Source organism: Mesorhizobium sp. 113-1-2, assembly GCF_016756475.1.
GTDB lineage: Bacteria > Pseudomonadota > Alphaproteobacteria > Rhizobiales > Rhizobiaceae > Mesorhizobium > Mesorhizobium loti_C.
Map to the genome: position 1 here is coordinate 7,875,816 of NZ_AP023242.1, position 15,788 is coordinate 7,891,603.

A 15,788-nucleotide genomic window follows, 5' to 3' on the forward strand; every position below is an offset into this window, starting at 1 on the left:
AGAAAAGACAGCCAGCATCGTGGCCGTTTTCAACAGTTCGACAGAGCGCCGAGTCGCTCGGTTGGTGCACACCATCATTGTCATGTGTCACTTAAATGACATTCTTTGCCGGCACCTGCGTTTCAAGACGAGGCGCGACAAGACGCGCATGTTGACCTGCTCGCCGGGAGCGCCGAAAGGTTCTGCTTGTTGAGCATGATCTCTGGACGAACGGAAACCCGTTTGTCCGAGAAAACCGGTTCCCACTTTTCGGGATCATGCTTGAGATTGTTTTGGAGCCGCTTATGTACCGCGCCGTCACGCGCAACATCGAAGTGCAGGTCAGGCCGTTCTATCTCGAGGACCGCTCGGATCCTTCCGAGAACCGCTATGTCTGGGGCTATCAGATAACGATCGACAACCAGTCGGACGAATTCGTGCAGCTTCTGTCGCGCTATTGGCACATCACCGACGGTGCCGGCCGGGTCGAGGAAGTGCGCGGCCCGGGCGTCGTCGGCGACCAGCCCGAGCTCAATCCCGGCGACAGCTATCAATATACGTCCGGCTGCCCGCTCTCGACCCCGTCAGGGATCATGGTCGGGCACTACACGATGCGCAACAAGCGCGGCGAGACTTTTGATATCGCCATCCCGGCGTTTTCGCTGGATCTGCCGGGGACGCGGCGCACGGTGAATTAGCGTCTTTCTCCCCGTTACTATACGGGGAGAAATGCCCGGCAGGGCAATGAGGGGCGGCGTCGAGTCTCCTGAGATATCGTCGAGGACGGGGTTTGCGCACGGCTATTCGCCGAAGTTAGCGCCGCCCCTCATCCGCCCTTCGGCCACCTTCTCCCCGTGAAACGGGGAGAAGGAAGGACTTTACTGCGCCGCGAATTCCGCCGGGTCGAAGTCGTACTGTTTCGAGCAGAATTCGCAGGCGACGTGGATGCCGCCATCCTCGGTCGAGTCCTTGATCTCCTGCGCGGAAAAACCCTCGAGGATGCCGCGAATCTTGTCCCTGGAGCATGAGCACTGATCGGCGACCGGGGCGCCGCCAAAGACGCGCACGCCATGCTCGTGGAACAGGCGATAGAGCAGCCGTTCGGCACCGATCGTCGGATCGATCAGTTCGGTCGGCTCGATGGTGCCGAGCAGCGCCACCAGTTCCTGCCAGGAATTGTCTGACGGTTCATACGTCACGTCGCGCGGATCGCCGTCGCCGCCCGAAATGTCGGGCACGCGCATGCGCTCGGGTGACTGCGGCAGGAACTGCGCCAAAATGCCGCCCGCGCGCCACTGCTCACGCGCGCCGCCGACGCCGGGCGTCAAAAGCTTGGCCACCGAGAGCCTGACATCCGTCGGGATCTGCTCCGACTGGCGGAAATAAGTGCGCGCAGCGTCCTCCAGCGTTTCGCCGTCAAGCTGAACGATGCCCTGATAGCGCTGGGTGTGGGCGCCTTGGTCGATGGTCAGCGCCAGCACGCCGCTGCCAAGCAGCGTCTGCTGGGATGTTTCGCCTGCCGCGACGAGCGCCTCGAGCCGATCCGCATCGAAGCGCGCATAGGCACGCAGCGCCGACGGCGTCGAAAAATCCGCCACCAGCATGTCGACCGGCCCGTCGGTGCGGGTCTGCAGGATGAACTTGCCCTCGAATTTGAGCGAGGTGCCGAGCAGCACCGTCAGCACGCAGGCTTCCGCCAGCAGGCGGGCGACCGGCTCGGGGTAGTCGTGGCGGCCAAGGATGGCGTCGAGCATCGGTCCGAGTTGCACGGTGCGGCCGCGCACGTCGAGCGGGCCGACCTCGAACGGCACGACATGGTCGTCGCCGGCATAGCCGAACTCGCCGAGTTTGGGGTGATGTTCAGTCACTTGATGCGTTTCCAACATGACAAAGCTCCAGGGCGCGGCCATGCCGCCCCCTGGGGTGCATGCGTCCAAACGCGCTTGATTTGCGTGATGCGGCGCAGATAGGCATCGTGCGCCCGCAGATCAAGCGCCCGGAGATCAAGCGCCTAGACACCAGGCAAGCACCGCCTTCTGGGCGTGGAGCCGGTTCTCGGCCTCGTCGAAGACCACCGAATGCGGCCCGTCGATGACCTCGTCGGTCACTTCTTCGCCGCGATGCGCCGGCAGGCAATGCATGAACAGCGCGTCCGGCTTGGCGTGCGCCATCAGCTTTGCATTGACCTGGTAGGGCGAGAACACGTTGTGGCCGCGGGCGCGGTGCTCCTGACCCATCGACACCCAGCAGTCGGTGACGATGCAGTCGGCCTGATCGACGGCTTCCTCGGGTGAGCGGGTGAAGTGGAGTTTGCCGCCATGCGCCTTGGACCAGTCGATGTGCTTCTGCGCCGGCTCGCTGCCTTCGGGCACGGCCACGTTGAGGTTGAAGCGGAACCGCGCCGAGGCCTCGAGCAGCGAGTGCAGCACATTGTTGCCGTCGCCGGTCCAGGCAATGGTCTTGCCGGCCACCGGACCGCGATGCTCCTCGAAGGTCATGATGTCGGCCATCAACTGGCACGGATGGGTGTCGTCGGTCAGTCCGTTGATCACCGGAACCGTGGCATTCTCGGTCAGCTCCAGCAGCCGGTCATGCGAGGTGGTGCGGATCATGATCGCGTCAACATAGCGTGACAGCACCTTGGCGGTGTCGGCGATGGTTTCGGAGCGGCCGAGCTGCATTTCGGTGCCGGTCAGCATGATGGTCTCGCCGCCAAGCTGGCGCATGCCGACGTCGAAGGAGACGCGCGTGCGCGTCGACGGTTTATCGAAGATCATCGCCAGCACCTTGCCTTCGAGCGGCTTGGTGCGCTCGCCGGCCTTGAGGCGCGCCTTTCGCACCACCGCGTCGTCCAGCATGAAGCGCAGGTCGCCCTCGGAAACAGTGGACAGATCGGTGAAATGGCGAACTGACATCAGCAATATTCCGGAATTACTTCGCGGCGGCCACGGCGATGGCATCCGCCAGGCCTTTGGCACCAGCGCGGATGCGGTTGAGCGCTTCGTGGATCTCGGCGTCGGTGACGGTGAGCGGCGGCAACAGGCGAATGACGTTGTCGCCGGCCGGAACCGCCAGCAAATGCTGGTCGCGTAGCGCCATGTTCACCTTGGTGTTTGGCATGGCGCATTTGAGGCCAAGCATGAGGCCGGTGCCCCTGATGTCTTCGATGACATCCGGAAACTCGTCGGCGATCGCCGCCAGGCCTTGCTTCATCAGCAATGCCTTGCGCTGGACGTCTTCGAGGAAGCCGTCTTCCAGCACCACATCGAGCACGGCGTTGCCGACCGCCATGGCCAGCGGATTGCCGCCGAAGGTGGTGCCATGCACGCCCGACGTCATACCGACCACGGCTTCATCGGTGGCCAGGCAGGCGCCCATGGGGAAGCCGCCGCCAATGCCCTTGGCGATCGCCATGATGTCGGGCGCCACGCCTGACCATTCATGCGCGAACAGCTTGCCGGTGCGGCCGATGCCGCACTGGACCTCGTCATAGATCAACAACAGGCCGTGCTGGTCGCAAAGCTGCCGCAGCCGCTTCAACGATTGTGTCGGCACCGGGCGGATACCGCCCTCGCCCTGCACGGGTTCGATCAGGATCGCGGCGGTTTCCGGCGTGATCGCCTTCTCGGCGGCATCGATGTCGTCGAAGCCGACCTGGTCAAAACCTTCGACCTTGGGTCCGAAGCCTTCGAGGTATTTGTACTGGCCGCCGGCCGCGATGGTGGCCAGCGTGCGGCCATGGAAGGCGCCTTCGAAGGTGATGACGCGGAAGCGCTCGGGATGACCCTTGACGAAGTGATAGCGCCGCGCCGTCTTGATGGCGCATTCCAGCGCCTCGGCGCCGGAATTGGTGAAGAACACCTTGTCGGCGAAGGTGGCATCGGCCAGGCGCTCGCCAAGCCGGGTCTGCCCCGGAATCTCGTAGAGATTGGAGACGTGCCAGAGTTTTCCCGCCTGCTCGGTAAGAGCCGCGACCAGATGCGGATGGCTGTGGCCGAGCGAATTGACCGCGATACCGCCGGCAAAATCGAGATATCGCTCGCCTTTGTCGGTAACCAGCCAAGTGCCTTCCCCGTGGTCGAAAGCCAGGGGAGCGCGAGCAAAGGTCTCGTAAAGCGCCGAACCGCTCATTATATGCGTCTCCGGTACCGGAAAATCAAAAAAGCCGCCAAAGCGGCGGCCTTGTGCGGCTTATCGTGTTTTTCGGCCATGAAGTCAACGAAAACGTCACGTAGTGGCGCGTGATGGGCCCCCTAACTCGACGCCGGCTCATGAGCGACCGGGCAAGTTGGGGAAAACCGAAAAAACCGATTCGTGTTGCACTTGGGACTCTTGTCACCGAGTCAGCGCATAAGGTAATTGTAGTCGAGAAATAACTAGATTTCGTGCGGCGGACCTAATCACCAGATATATGTGGTGTCTGCCCCAGCAAGGTTGCTGGGTCGGGAAGGGATTCCGATTGCGCACGCTTAGCAGGAGCGCGGTCTCATGAACTGGACTGACGAGCGGGTTGAACTTCTCAGGAAACTGTGGTCGGAGGGTCTGAGCGCAAGCCAGATCGCTGCCCAGCTTGGAGGGGTGAGCCGCAATGCCGTCATCGGCAAGGTGCACCGGCTGAAGCTGTCGGGCCGCGGGCGCGCAACGGCGACGCCGGCACGCCAGAAGAAGACGGCTCAGGGATCGACCGTCCAGAAATCGGTGGCGCGCGCCGCGAGCACGGCACGCCATGTCACGACTTCGATCGGCGCAACGGCCCTGCAGACCCAGTTTGATGCCGAGCCCGTCGCACGCCATCATTACATCCGTCCGGTCGAAAATGTCGTGGTACCGATCTCACGGCATCTGCAGCTCGTCGAATTGACCGAGCGCACCTGCAAATGGCCGAACGGCGATCCGTTGTCGGAGGACTTCAATTTCTGCGGCAACGAGGCCGCCGAAACCGGTCCGTATTGCAAATATCACGCCCGCGTGGCCTTCCAGCCGGCAGCGGAGCGGAGGCGCAATCGCTAAGGGGAATAGGGCGGTAAGGCAGTAGGGCAATATGTTTTGAGCTGCGCTGATGAGCGCCTTGTCTTAACCTACTGCCCTACTGCCTTCCCTCACAGCCACCCATTCTTGCGGAACCGCCAGTAGAGAAACGAGCAGATCAGCGCGATGGTGGTCAGCACGATCGGGTAGCCGTATTCCATCTTCAGTTCCGGCATGTCGGTGAAGTTCATGCCGTAGATGCCGGCGAATGCCGTCGGTACGGCCAGGATGGCGGCCCAGGAGGCCAGCTTCTTCGAGATCGCCGTCTCCTGGCTCTGACCGACCAGAAGGCTCGCCTCGAAGGCAAACGCCAGCACCTCGCGCAGACTGTCGATCTTTTCCTGGACGGTGCGGATGTGGTCGGTCACATCGCGAAACAGCGGATGCATGGCTGAATGGATCTGCGGCAGCTCGGCGCTGGTCAGCCGGCGGCAGACTTCCACCAGCGGAAGTGCCGCATTTCGCAGTCGCAGGAGATCGCGGCGCAGCATGTAGAGCCGCTCGATGTCGGGACCGGTCATCGGCTTCAAAAGGACCCTGTCCTCGATCGCCTCGACCTCGTCCTCGATCTGCTCGAGCACGGGCATGTAATTGTCGACGATGAAATCGAGAATGGCATAGAGGACGAAATCCTCGCCCTTGGCCAGCGAATGCGGGCAGCTTTCCCAGTGCTGACGCACGGCGGCGTAGGACGTCGAAGGGCCATGCCTGACGCTAACGATGTAGCCCGAGCCGACGAACAGATGCGTCTCGCCGAAGGTGACGCGGCCCTCGATCAGCTGCGCGGTGCGGGCGACGATGAACAACGCGTCGCCATACTGCTCGATCTTCGGCCGTTGGTGCGGATGCTCGGCATCCTCGATCGCCAGCTCATGCAGATGGAATTGCGCCTGGACGCGCAGCAGGAGTTCGCGGTCAGGTTCGAGCAGTCCGATCCAGACAACGTGTCCTGATTTCTTGGCCCATTCGCCGGCTTCCTCGATGGGAATGTCGGCAATGCGCCGCCCGGCCGTGTAGACACTGGAGGCGATGATGCCCGATGTCGGCGCCGCGGGCTTGAACTCTCGAACATATTCCATCGCAGCCTCCTGAAAGCAGGACCTTTAAGGCCTGAGAAGCTTAACGCCGGGATAGTTTAGCGCAATATGATCTAGCGTTCGAGAGGACGAACGTTCATTTCGCCGAGAGCGTCGCCGACACGCTGATCTTGTCCGTCTTGTCGCCTTTCGGCCGCTCGGCCGGCATCTGGTCGCCGGTGACAATGTAATAGATGGTCTCGGCGATGTTGGTGGCATGATCGCCGATGCGCTCGATGTTCTTGGCGCAGAACAGAAGATGCGTGCAGGGCGTGATGTTGCGCGGATCTTCCATCATGTAAGTCAGCAATTCGCGAAACAGCGAGGTGTACATGGCATCGATCTGATCGTCGCGGTCGCGCACGAAGCCGATCCTGTCGACCGAGCGCGATGCATAGACGTCGAGCACTTCCTTGAGCTGGGTGAGCGCCAGATTGGCCAGGGCCTCCAGGCCACGAAACAGGCTGGTCGGCTGACGGCCGTCGATGACGGCGACCACGCGCTTGGCAACGTTCTTGCCGAGGTCGCCGACCCGTTCGAGGTCGGCGGAAATGCGGATAGCGCCGACGATCTCGCGCAGGTCCGTCGCCATCGGCTGGCGCTTGGCGATAATGATGATCGCCTTGTCGTCGATCTCGCGCTGCCCTTCGTCGAGCACCGCGTCGTCGCGGATGACCTTCTCTGCCAGTCCCGGATCGGCATTGACGAGAGCGGCGACCGCCTGCTCGACCATACGCTCGGCATGGCCGCCCATCGCTGCGATGCGCTTCGACAGATACTTCAGCTCCTCGTCAAAGGCGCTCATGATGTGCACGGACTGCATGGATGAAATGCCTTCCCACGGGTTCTTGATCTTGAGTCGTTTCCTCGAATCCCCGCCGATACGCTAGCCGGATGACAGAAAAAAGAAACGGTCCCTTGGAAAACTAGGGCGTTATCAGTGCGTCGGCAAATGAACCGAGAAGGCAGCGCCCTCGCCGACCTCGGACCAGATCGTCAGCCTGGCATTGTGGCGCGTCAGGATGTGCTTGACGATCGACAGTCCAAGGCCTGTACCTTTCTGGGTCCGGCTGGTCTCGACATCGATGCGATAGAAGCGCTCGGTGATGCGCGGAATGTGCTCCTCAGGAATGCCGGGGCCGAAATCCCTGATCGTCACGTCGATGCCGGGTTCGGAACCGTCGTCGGCGCGCGCGATCGACACCAGAACACGGCCCCCAGACTGGCCGTATTTGCAGGCGTTTTCCAGCAAGTTCTCGAAAACCTGGAACAGCTCGTCGCGATCGCCCGGCACATTGAGAGGCCCCGAGGCGAAATCGCGCTCGATGGCAACGTTGTTTTCGCGGGCAAGCGGAGCCAGCGAGTCGATGACGCTGTCGACGGTCTGGCGTAGATCGACCTCGGTTCCGGGCTTCAGATAGGGCTTCATCTCCAGCCGAGACAGCGACAGCAGATCATCGATCAGACGCGCCATGCGGCCGGTCTGGTTCTGCATAATCTGCAGGAATTGCTCACGCGCCGCCGGATCGTTGCGGGCCGGTCCGCGCAGTGTTTCGATGAAACCGGCGATCGAAGCGAGCGGGGTACGCAATTCGTGGCTGGCATTGGCGATGAAGTCGGCGCGCATGCGGTCGATGCGGCGCGCCTCGCTCTGGTCCTTGAACACCAGCACATAGAGGTCGGTACCATGCCCGACCGAGGACGCACTGACCCGGTAGGCCCGCTCGACCGGCAGCTTCTCGGTATAGTCGACGACATCCGAGGCGATCGTGCCCGACAGCACGCTGTCAAGCAGGGTCTGCATCTCCGGCGCCCGGAACTTCAGCGGCAGCGACAGACCTGGTGCGATCCCGCCGAAAGCGGCAAAGGCGGCGGCATTGGCATGGACCATGGTGGCGGAGCGGTCGAAAATGACGAGCGGGTCGGCGACGGCCGCTGCCAGATATTCGCCCGACAGGCGCTGCAGGCCGATCGCCTCGATCGCGGCGGTATTCTCGCCGTACTGGCGCAGGCCCGCGGCTGGCAGCATCGCGGCGACGAGCAACAGGAGCAGCGCCGGCACCAGCACGTAGGCGGAAATATTGGCGAAGGCAAAAGCTGTCAGAACTGCGACGACACCGGCCGCGAGCAGCCGGCGGCTGTGCCATAGCCGGATGGCCATGGCTTGCGCCACACTTGCCTGCTCTGCGCTTTGCTCAGCCATCCGCGCGTCCTATAGCCCTCTCAGGCGCTGTCCGACCGTACGGCAACTTCCTGCTAGACCGGCTTGGAGGCTCCCAATAGCATGAGTCCGCAAGCTGAAAAGGGTTCGTCTCGATGAAAAAAGCCAAGGAAACTTCCGCCGCGCCGGCTCCGGGTCCGCTGAAGATCAAGATCGACGGCAAAAAGCGGGAGTTCGACATCGAGAATCCCGAGCTTCCCAGTTGGGTCGAGGACAACAAGCTGACCGCGGGCGGCTACCCCTATGACAAGAAGATGAACAGCGACGAGTATGACGAGACGCTCGAGAAATTGCAGGTCGAACTGGTCAAGGCGCAGGCCTGGCTGCAGGCCAGCGGCAAGCGGGTGATGGCGTTGTTCGAGGGCCGCGACGCCGCCGGCAAGGGCGGCACGATCTTCGTGGTGCGCCAGTACCTCAATCCGCGCACGGCGCGCAACGTGGCGCTGACCAAGCCGACCCCCACCGAACTGGGACAATGGTACTACCAGCGCTATGTCGACCATTTCCCGACATCGGGCGAGTTCGTCACCTTCGACCGTTCCTGGTACAACCGCGCCGGCGTCGAGCCGGTGATGGGCTTCTGCACGCCGGAGCAGCATGAGAAATTTCTCGACGAGACGCCGCATTTCGAACGGATGATCGTCAATGACGACATCCACTTCTTCAAATTCTGGCTGAACATCGGCCAGGAGACGCAGCTCGAGCGCTTTCACGATCGCCGCTACAGCCCTCTGAAGAGCTGGAAATTCTCGCCGATCGACGTCGCCGGCATCACCAAATGGGACGATTACACCAAGGCGCGCGACACCATGTTCGAACGCACACACAAAGAGTTCGCGCCATGGATCATCGTGCGGGCCAATGACAAGCGCCGCGCGCGGCTGGCGGTGATGCGGCGCATCCTGTTGTCGTTGCCCTATGACGGCCGCGATCTCGATATCGTCGGCAAGGAAGACAAGAAGATCATCGGCGAAGGGCCGTCATTCCTCGGCAAAGAAGGTTGATGCTTTCGCGCCGCGCGGCCACTGGGCAGCGCGGCGCGGTATCTTCGTGGTCGCTCAGGCCGCGAGCCTGGCGATCCGCTGCAGACGCCGCAGCGTGACGTCGTCCTGCAGCGCCTGCTGAAACAGCGATATCTCCTGGTCGATCCGGTCGCACAGCGCGCCGGTGTTTCCCTTGAGCAGGCCGCGGGTCTGCAGCAGGGCGGCAACCGGCTTCTTGGCGAGCTGCCTGGCGCGGCCGAGCGTCGCCTCCTCCACGCCGTCATGCACGATCTCGGCGACGAGGCCGAGTGCCCTGGCGTCCTCGGCGTGAAGTGTGTCGCCGAGGCAGAAGAAACGGAAGGCGCCGGCATAGCCGAGCTTCTGCGGCGCCAGGATGCTGGTCGCCGCGTCCGGCACAAGGCCGAAGTCGACGAACGGCACCCGGAACGTGCTTTCATTCGAGGCGATCACCATATCGCAGTGGAACAGGATGGTGCAGCCGACGCCGACGGCATCACCATCGACGCAGGCGAGGATAGGTTTGGGGAAAGTCGCCAGCGTGCGGAACATGTCGGTGACGGCGGCAATCAGCTTCTGATGTTTGGTGGCGTCGAGGAATTCGGAAAAGTCGCCGCCAAGGCAGAAGCAGCCTGCCAGGCCACGCAGCACGACGACACGCACTTCGTCATTGTCGGCGGCTTCATGAAACGTCCTGGCAAGGCTTTCATAGGCCCTTCTGTCGAGCACCGGCCGGCCGTCATTCGACGACACGGTGACGATCAGCGTGTGGTTGCGCAGTTCTGGCTGCGGGTGCGGATTCACCGTGGTCTCCGATCTCATGACGCCCTCCTTTGGCCAAACATGTCGGGATATCCCCTGGCCAGAACCGGAGCATGATGATTGCGGCGCGAACGCACCACATCCAGCGTGTGCTCGTTGAAGGAGAGCAGTGTCGCCACGACCTGCTGATTGCCGTAGGTGCGCTGATAACCCAGCGGTGTCGCCAGGAAATGCAACTGCAAGGCACGCAACACCCACATCGGCTCGAACTCGATGATCACCTTGTCAACGCCGCGCTTCAGCCCCCACTCGACGAAGCCGGCGATCAATTCGGTGCCAACGGTCGAAACGCCGCGACGGCCATCGCGGAAACCGGGAGCCACCGCATAGCGGGTCAATTCCCAGATGTTAGGACCCGATGGTGGCGTTCCTTCGGAAAGGTCGGCCAAAACATCGGTCAGCAGATGGGGCCGCGTGGTCGGCAACATCCTTTGATAGCCCGCGACTTCGTTGCCTCTGATGACGATCTGATGCACTGCCTCGTCATGGTCGAACTGGTCGACCTCGAATCCGTCCGGGCGCCGCAGGTCCTCCCACCCCATCTCCTCGACAAATATCTGGTAGCGCAGACGATGGACTGCCTCCCAAAGGTCGGGGCGTTCCATCAATTCTTGAGTTGTAAGACAAAAAAGCATGCCGTCGTCTCCTGGGTTTAAGAGGAAGATACGGCCGTGCTTCAACGAGAAAATTGCGTGATCGCGTAGGCAAGAATTCTAGATCGGCACGGCCGATCTAGCTAATGTAGCCGCGCCTTATCGCTTCTGCGACAGCCTGGACCCGGTTGACGGCACCGAGTTTGCTTTTGGCGTTAAGAAGATGTTTCTCCGACGTGTGTTCGGAGATGCCGAGGATTTGCGAAATCTCCCATTCCGACTTGCCAACGGCGGCCCATTGCAGGCATTCGCGCTCGCGCGGCGTCAGTTCGATATGGTCGATGGTCTTGCCGGCCATGGTGTGGAGTTGCATGGCGCGGCCAACGGCATAGGTCGAGACCAGCGACACCAGGCCGAATTCGGCCGCCGACAGTTCCACAGCCTCGCCACCCAGCGACACCATGACAATCTGGCCATCGAGCGTGATCAACGGGAAGGCCAGCCCGTCGCGCAGCTTGAAAGCGCCGGCATCGCCCATCACCTCACCGCTGCTCTTGTCGATGCGAATGCCCTGGGCGGCTTCGCGCCACTGGAACGGCGCCTGCAACTGCTTCATATGGCTGACCACCGGATCGTGGTCGACATAGTTGCGCGCCACGTAGCGCTCCAGCCATTCGACGGGCCAGTCGCAAAGCAGCACATGCTGTTTTTGCTGCCCGGTCGGCGTGCCCGGCTGCGGAACGGTTCCGGCCATCAGCGCCGTCAGACCGAAATCCGACGTTATGCCCAACAGCTTCTCGCAGACCGCCGCTGGCGTTCCGGCGTGTTGCAGTTGGTCTATGTATTCCAGCGTACGATCAAATTGACCCATCGCAACATCAACCCCATGTTGCCTCATGCATTGAGATCAATGGTCCACGCCTTGTCTGCATTTGGCCACCGACCGCGGATTGCAACGCGCACATCTCCGGTTGTGGTTCTCGACCCTGGTCCCCCAACCAGGGCAGCCACCGCTGTTTGCAAACGCGCTAAAGCATATCCTGAAATCGGCGCGTTGAAATCAAAAACCATTGTGCCTGTACCATTTTCGTACCAAAACCGGTGCGAAGATGAGTGCGGCGGAGTCTATCGTGGCGTTCCAATGGAGGTCCCTGGTGCTGGCTTCGCTGCTGATCGCGGCGCTGCCATTGGCTTCCGGGGCACGCGCGACGGAACCGCAGGTGCCGGTTTTGTGGGACGCCAAGGAACGGTTGCCGAAGCCCGACCTTTCGGCACTGCCACGGCTGCGATTCCTGACGACCACGGATTTTCCGCCCTTCAATTTCCTTGATGGCGCGGGAAAGCTGTCCGGTTTCCACATCGACCTGGCACGCGCCATCTGCGCCGAACTCGGCATTGTCGACAAATGCCAGATCCAGGCATTGCCCTGGGGCGAGCTCGAAGGCGCGCTCGATAAAGGCGAAGGCGAAGCCATCATCGCCGGCATCGCCGCGACGCCGCAATCGCGCCAGGCATACGCCTTCTCGCGCTCCTATCTGCAGTTTCCGGCGCGCTTCATCATGCCGAAGACCAAGGCGTTTGCGGAACCGATTTTCGACAAGCTGCGCAGCAAGCGCGTCGGCGTACTCGCCGGCTCGGCGCATGAGCGCATGCTGCGCGACTATTTCAACACGGTCCAGATCGTCTCCTTCGACGGACCGCAAGCCCTCTACAGCGATCTCAAGGCTGGCAAGATCGATGCCGCCTTCGGTGACGGCATGCGCTTCGCCTTCTGGCTGGGCGGCTCGGACGCGGCCGGCTGCTGCCGGTTTGCCGGCGGTCCCTATCTGGCGCCCGAATATCTGGGCACCGGCATGGCCATCGCCACGCGGGCGGACAATCCGGCGCTGGCCGCGGCGATCGACTACGCGCTGCAGGAGATTTCGATGAAAGGCACCTTCGCCGAATTCTATCTGCGCTATTTTCCGGTCAGCTTTTTCTAGACTAGCGGCTGTCGATATTCAGGTCAGGGTGCGCAGCCGCGCCTTGGCCGCGCGGCCGATGGCGGCGACGGTCAGCGTATCGAGATCGAGCTGGCGGCGGATCAGTTGCAGCACCCGCACTTCCTCCAGGCGCATTTCGAGATCGACGGCGGCGACTTCGAAGGCCGCGGCATAGGCAGTGTCGCGCAAACGCTCCGGCAGGGCTTCGGCAATCTGGGCCAGGACACTCTCCAGGCCATCCTTTTCTTGCAACAGCTTCTGACAAGCCTGGGCGACGGAAACCAGCCGGTCCTGCTTGAAATCCTCGAACACCGGCCATGAGCGGACAACCTCGCCGATCCTGGCCAGTTCGACATCGGTCATGTCGCGATCGGAGGCCGAGGTGATGACCATCAGGTAGATCAGGGCTTCATGCGGGGTCGGCGACGACATTCTTTACTCCTTGAACGGACTTCGAAGGTAGGCAGGCGCCAACTGCGTCGCAAGGAAAAAGCGCCCCACGCGTTGACGCTCCGGCCATGCGCGCCTAGAGGACCGGTTGAAAATCGACACTGCGGCCATACCAGCGAATAATCTGGCCGGCGAATAATTTGGAAAACACGACCATGGCGGGATCAAACATCCTCGATCTCAACCCCGAACTGCTGGCAGCTGCGGCCGAGAGCAAGGCGTGGCCGTTCGAGGAAGCCAAAAAGATCATCGAGCGCTACAAGGGCAGCGACTTTCCCGAAACGATCCTGTTCGAGACTGGCTATGGCCCTTCAGGCCTGCCGCATATCGGCACGTTCGGCGAGGTGGCGCGCACCTCGATGGTGCGCCATGCATTCCGCGTGCTGACACAGGATAAGGTCGCGACCAAGCTCTTGTGCTTCTCCGACGACATGGATGGTATGCGCAAGATACCCGACAACGTGCCGGATCGCGCGGCACTCGAGCCGCATCTGCACAAGCCGCTCTCATCGGTGCCCAACCCGTTCGGCGGCGACTATGCGAGCTTCGCCGATCACAACAACGCGATGCTGTGCCGCTTCCTCGACACGTTCGGCTTCGATTACGAATTCGCCAGCGCGACGCAGTATTACAAGTCGGGCCGTTTCGACGCGATGCTGCTCACCGCCGCCGAGCGCTATGACAAGATCATGGCGGTGATGCTGCCGACGCTTGGACCGGAGCGGCAGGCGACCTACAGCCCATTCCTACCGATTTCCCCGAAGAGCGGCCGCGTGCTTTACGTGCCGATGAAGCATGTCGACGCCAAGGCCGGCACCATCACTTTCGACGATGAGGGCACCGAGACCACGCTTTCGATCACCGGCGGCCGGGTAAAGCTGCAGTGGAAGCCGGATTTCGGCATGCGCTGGGCGGCGCTCGGCGTCGATTTCGAAATGTTCGGCAAGGACCACCAGACCAATGCCGTGGTCTATGACCGCATCTGCAATATATTGGGCGGACGCGCGCCGGAGCATTTCGTCTACGAACTGTTCCTCGACGAAAACGGCCAGAAGATCTCGAAGTCGAAGGGCAACGGGCTGACCATCGACGAATGGCTGACCTATGCGCCGACCGAGAGCCTGGGGCTCTACATGTACCAGCGGCCGCGGCAGGCCAAGAAGCTCTATTTCGACGTCATTCCGAGGGCCGTGGACGAATATTACACCTTTCTCGCCGCCTACCCCAGGCAGGACTGGAAGGAGCGGCTGGGTAATCCGGTCTGGCATATGCATGACGGCAACCCGCCGGCAATAGACATGCCTGTGCCCTTCTCGCTGCTGCTCAACCTGGTCAGCGCCTCAAATGCGCAAAACAAGGACGTGCTGTGGGGCTTCATCTCGCGCCATGCGACCAATGTGACGCCGAAGACGCACCCGGAGCTGGACCAGCTGGTCGGCCATGCGATCCGCTATTTCGACGATTTCGTGCGGCCGACGAAAACCTTCCGCCCGGCCGACGAGGTCGAGCGAGAAGCGCTGCAGGCGCTGGACGCAGCGCTTGGCACACTGCCGGCGGATGCCGGCGGCGAGGCGATCCAGAACGCTTCCCTCAACGTGGCGCGCAAGATCGAACGTTATCAGGATCACTCCAAGCAGAGCCCGGAAGGCGGCCCGGGCGTGTCGGGCGCCTTCTTCCAGATGATCTACCAGGTGCTCATCGGCCAGGAACGTGGCCCGCGCTTCGGCTCGTTCGCCGCGCTCTACGGCGTCGCCGAGACCCGCGCGCTCATTCAGCAGGCGCTGGCTGGTCAGCTGGCTTGAGGGCACCGTCGACCTCTTCCAGGATCGAACCCGGCGCCTGAGGCGCAGGGGCCGGCGGGTCCGGCACCGCTGAGATGCCGGCCAGGTTCGGCGCCGATCCGAAAATGCCCTTCCTGGCGCTTTGCGCCTTTTCGCCGGCCTCGGCATAGGGCCCGCCCTTGGCGGCACGCGCCCAGCCATCGTCGACCAGCCATTGACCGACATCCTGCTTGCCGATCCGGCATTGCGCCGCAATCCGGTCGCGGCCGCCTTCGGGCGGCACCGTGCAGACCACAGCGCGGCCGCGCAGGAAGGCGCGGAACGCCGTGCGCGCACGGATGCCGCACGGCCAGGACTTGCCGTCGGTGGTGCAGGTCTCGTCCTGTGGGACGACATCAATGCCGGAAATGGCAACTGAATAGCCTTTCGCCTCGATCAGGCCGGCAGCCGTCGCGACCGGCTGGAACAGCTTCGTGCCATTCCAGTCATCGGGCATCTTCGGCTTGGGCGGCACGGCCAGCGCCAGCTTGCTCAACGGTTCGCGCGGCTCGACCCGTTCAAGCTCGCCTGCGGGCAGTTCCGGCGGCGCAACGACATCCGGATCGATTGCCCGCGAATGCACCACCGGCTTCGGCGGCAGCGGAGCGGTAGGCGCAGGAATAGCTGAGGTGGCCGGCTCTTCAGGCCCGGCATCGGCGCCCGCTTGCGAGATCGTGTCCGCGTCGGGATCGATCTGGTCCACGGTAACGGTGCCCTCGCTTCCTTTCAGCGTGCGACCGCCGGCGACGACCAGGGCCGCCATCACCGGGACCATCACAACCGCAAGGGCAAGATAGGGAAGCCGCACCAGCCCGG

General features: G+C 62.4%; 16 protein-coding genes. 5 read left to right on the top strand and 11 right to left on the bottom strand.

What is annotated here, in order from left to right; genetic code table 11:
* Positions 1-284: 284 nt before the first annotated feature.
* A complete protein-coding gene (apaG, locus tag JN279_RS37800; protein ID WP_010913396.1) occupies positions 285-677 on the top strand; it encodes a Co2+/Mg2+ efflux protein ApaG in 393 nt (130 codons plus the stop codon).
* A 180-nt stretch (positions 678-857) separates the two neighbouring features.
* Here the strand turns inward: apaG and JN279_RS37805 are convergent, their stop codons facing one another.
* The 3 genes from JN279_RS37805 to JN279_RS37815 form a co-directional block, all read right to left on the bottom strand.
* Positions 858-1,889 carry an Hsp33 family molecular chaperone gene (locus JN279_RS37805; protein WP_096453425.1) on the bottom strand — a complete coding sequence of 344 codons (1,032 nt, stop codon included), beginning with the start codon at positions 1,887-1,889 and terminating at the stop codon, positions 858-860.
* Between the two features lie 93 nt (positions 1,890-1,982).
* Positions 1,983-2,894 (bottom strand): ornithine carbamoyltransferase, encoded by a 912-nt coding sequence (gene argF / locus JN279_RS37810; RefSeq protein ID WP_096453423.1) that lies wholly within the window; start codon positions 2,892-2,894, stop codon positions 1,983-1,985.
* Positions 2,895-2,910: 16 nt separating this feature from the next.
* On the bottom strand, positions 2,911-4,110 hold the full coding sequence (locus tag JN279_RS37815; RefSeq protein WP_096453421.1) for an aspartate aminotransferase family protein: 1,200 nt from the start codon (positions 4,108-4,110) through the stop codon (positions 2,911-2,913).
* Between the two features lie 357 nt (positions 4,111-4,467).
* Here JN279_RS37815 and JN279_RS37820 point away from each other — a divergent pair, with 357 nt between their 5' ends.
* Positions 4,468-4,989 carry a GcrA family cell cycle regulator gene (locus JN279_RS37820; RefSeq protein WP_027043472.1) on the top strand — a complete coding sequence of 174 codons (522 nt, stop codon included), beginning with the start codon at positions 4,468-4,470 and terminating at the stop codon, positions 4,987-4,989.
* Positions 4,990-5,078: 89 nt separating this feature from the next.
* Here JN279_RS37820 and JN279_RS37825 read toward each other — a convergent pair whose 3' ends face one another.
* From JN279_RS37825 to JN279_RS37835, 3 genes are all read right to left on the bottom strand, one after another.
* Positions 5,079-6,086, bottom strand: a complete 1,008-nt coding sequence (locus JN279_RS37825; RefSeq protein ID WP_096453419.1) for a magnesium and cobalt transport protein CorA — start codon at positions 6,084-6,086, stop codon at positions 5,079-5,081.
* A 94-nt stretch (positions 6,087-6,180) separates the two neighbouring features.
* On the bottom strand, positions 6,181-6,906 hold the full coding sequence (gene phoU / locus JN279_RS37830; protein ID WP_202351674.1) for a phosphate signaling complex protein PhoU: 726 nt from the start codon (positions 6,904-6,906) through the stop codon (positions 6,181-6,183).
* 114 nt (positions 6,907-7,020) lie between these two features.
* Positions 7,021-8,286: a sensor histidine kinase gene (locus tag JN279_RS37835; RefSeq protein ID WP_202351675.1), complete on the bottom strand. Its 1,266-nt coding sequence runs from the start codon at positions 8,284-8,286 to the stop codon at positions 7,021-7,023.
* 113 nt (positions 8,287-8,399) lie between these two features.
* On the opposite strand from JN279_RS37835, the gene ppk2 reads away from it, so the two are divergent.
* Positions 8,400-9,308, top strand: a complete 909-nt coding sequence (ppk2, locus tag JN279_RS37840) for a polyphosphate kinase 2 (RefSeq protein WP_096453413.1) — start codon at positions 8,400-8,402, stop codon at positions 9,306-9,308.
* Between the two features lie 54 nt (positions 9,309-9,362).
* On the opposite strand, the gene JN279_RS37845 is transcribed toward ppk2, so the two are convergent.
* From JN279_RS37845 to JN279_RS37855, 3 genes are all read right to left on the bottom strand, one after another.
* Complete coding sequence (locus tag JN279_RS37845; protein ID WP_202351676.1) at positions 9,363-10,127, bottom strand: enoyl-CoA hydratase-related protein; 765 nt, start codon at positions 10,125-10,127, stop codon at positions 9,363-9,365.
* Positions 10,124-10,762, bottom strand: coding sequence for an acyl-homoserine-lactone synthase (locus tag JN279_RS37850; protein ID WP_096453411.1), 639 nt, complete (start codon positions 10,760-10,762; stop codon positions 10,124-10,126). Before JN279_RS37850 ends, JN279_RS37845 begins: the two co-directional genes overlap by 4 nt.
* Positions 10,763-10,859: 97 nt before the next feature.
* Positions 10,860-11,591 carry a helix-turn-helix transcriptional regulator gene (locus JN279_RS37855; protein WP_096453409.1) on the bottom strand — a complete coding sequence of 244 codons (732 nt, stop codon included), beginning with the start codon at positions 11,589-11,591 and terminating at the stop codon, positions 10,860-10,862.
* A gap of 259 nt (positions 11,592-11,850) precedes the next feature.
* Between JN279_RS37855 and JN279_RS37860 the strand changes: the two genes are divergently transcribed.
* Complete coding sequence (locus tag JN279_RS37860; RefSeq protein WP_096458493.1) at positions 11,851-12,702, top strand: transporter substrate-binding domain-containing protein; 852 nt, start codon at positions 11,851-11,853, stop codon at positions 12,700-12,702.
* Between the two features lie 18 nt (positions 12,703-12,720).
* Here JN279_RS37860 and JN279_RS37865 read toward each other — a convergent pair whose 3' ends face one another.
* Complete coding sequence (locus JN279_RS37865) at positions 12,721-13,134, bottom strand: tellurite resistance TerB family protein (RefSeq protein ID WP_096453407.1); 414 nt, start codon at positions 13,132-13,134, stop codon at positions 12,721-12,723.
* Between the two features lie 173 nt (positions 13,135-13,307).
* Between JN279_RS37865 and JN279_RS37870 the strand changes: the two genes are divergently transcribed.
* Positions 13,308-14,954 (top strand): lysine--tRNA ligase, encoded by a 1,647-nt coding sequence (locus tag JN279_RS37870; protein ID WP_096453405.1) that lies wholly within the window; start codon positions 13,308-13,310, stop codon positions 14,952-14,954.
* Here JN279_RS37870 and JN279_RS37875 read toward each other — a convergent pair.
* On the bottom strand, positions 14,920-15,780 hold the full coding sequence (locus JN279_RS37875) for a thermonuclease family protein (protein ID WP_446720387.1): 861 nt from the start codon (positions 15,778-15,780) through the stop codon (positions 14,920-14,922). The two genes, JN279_RS37870 and JN279_RS37875, sit on opposite strands and share 35 nt — an antisense overlap.
* Positions 15,781-15,788 lie beyond the last annotated feature (8 nt).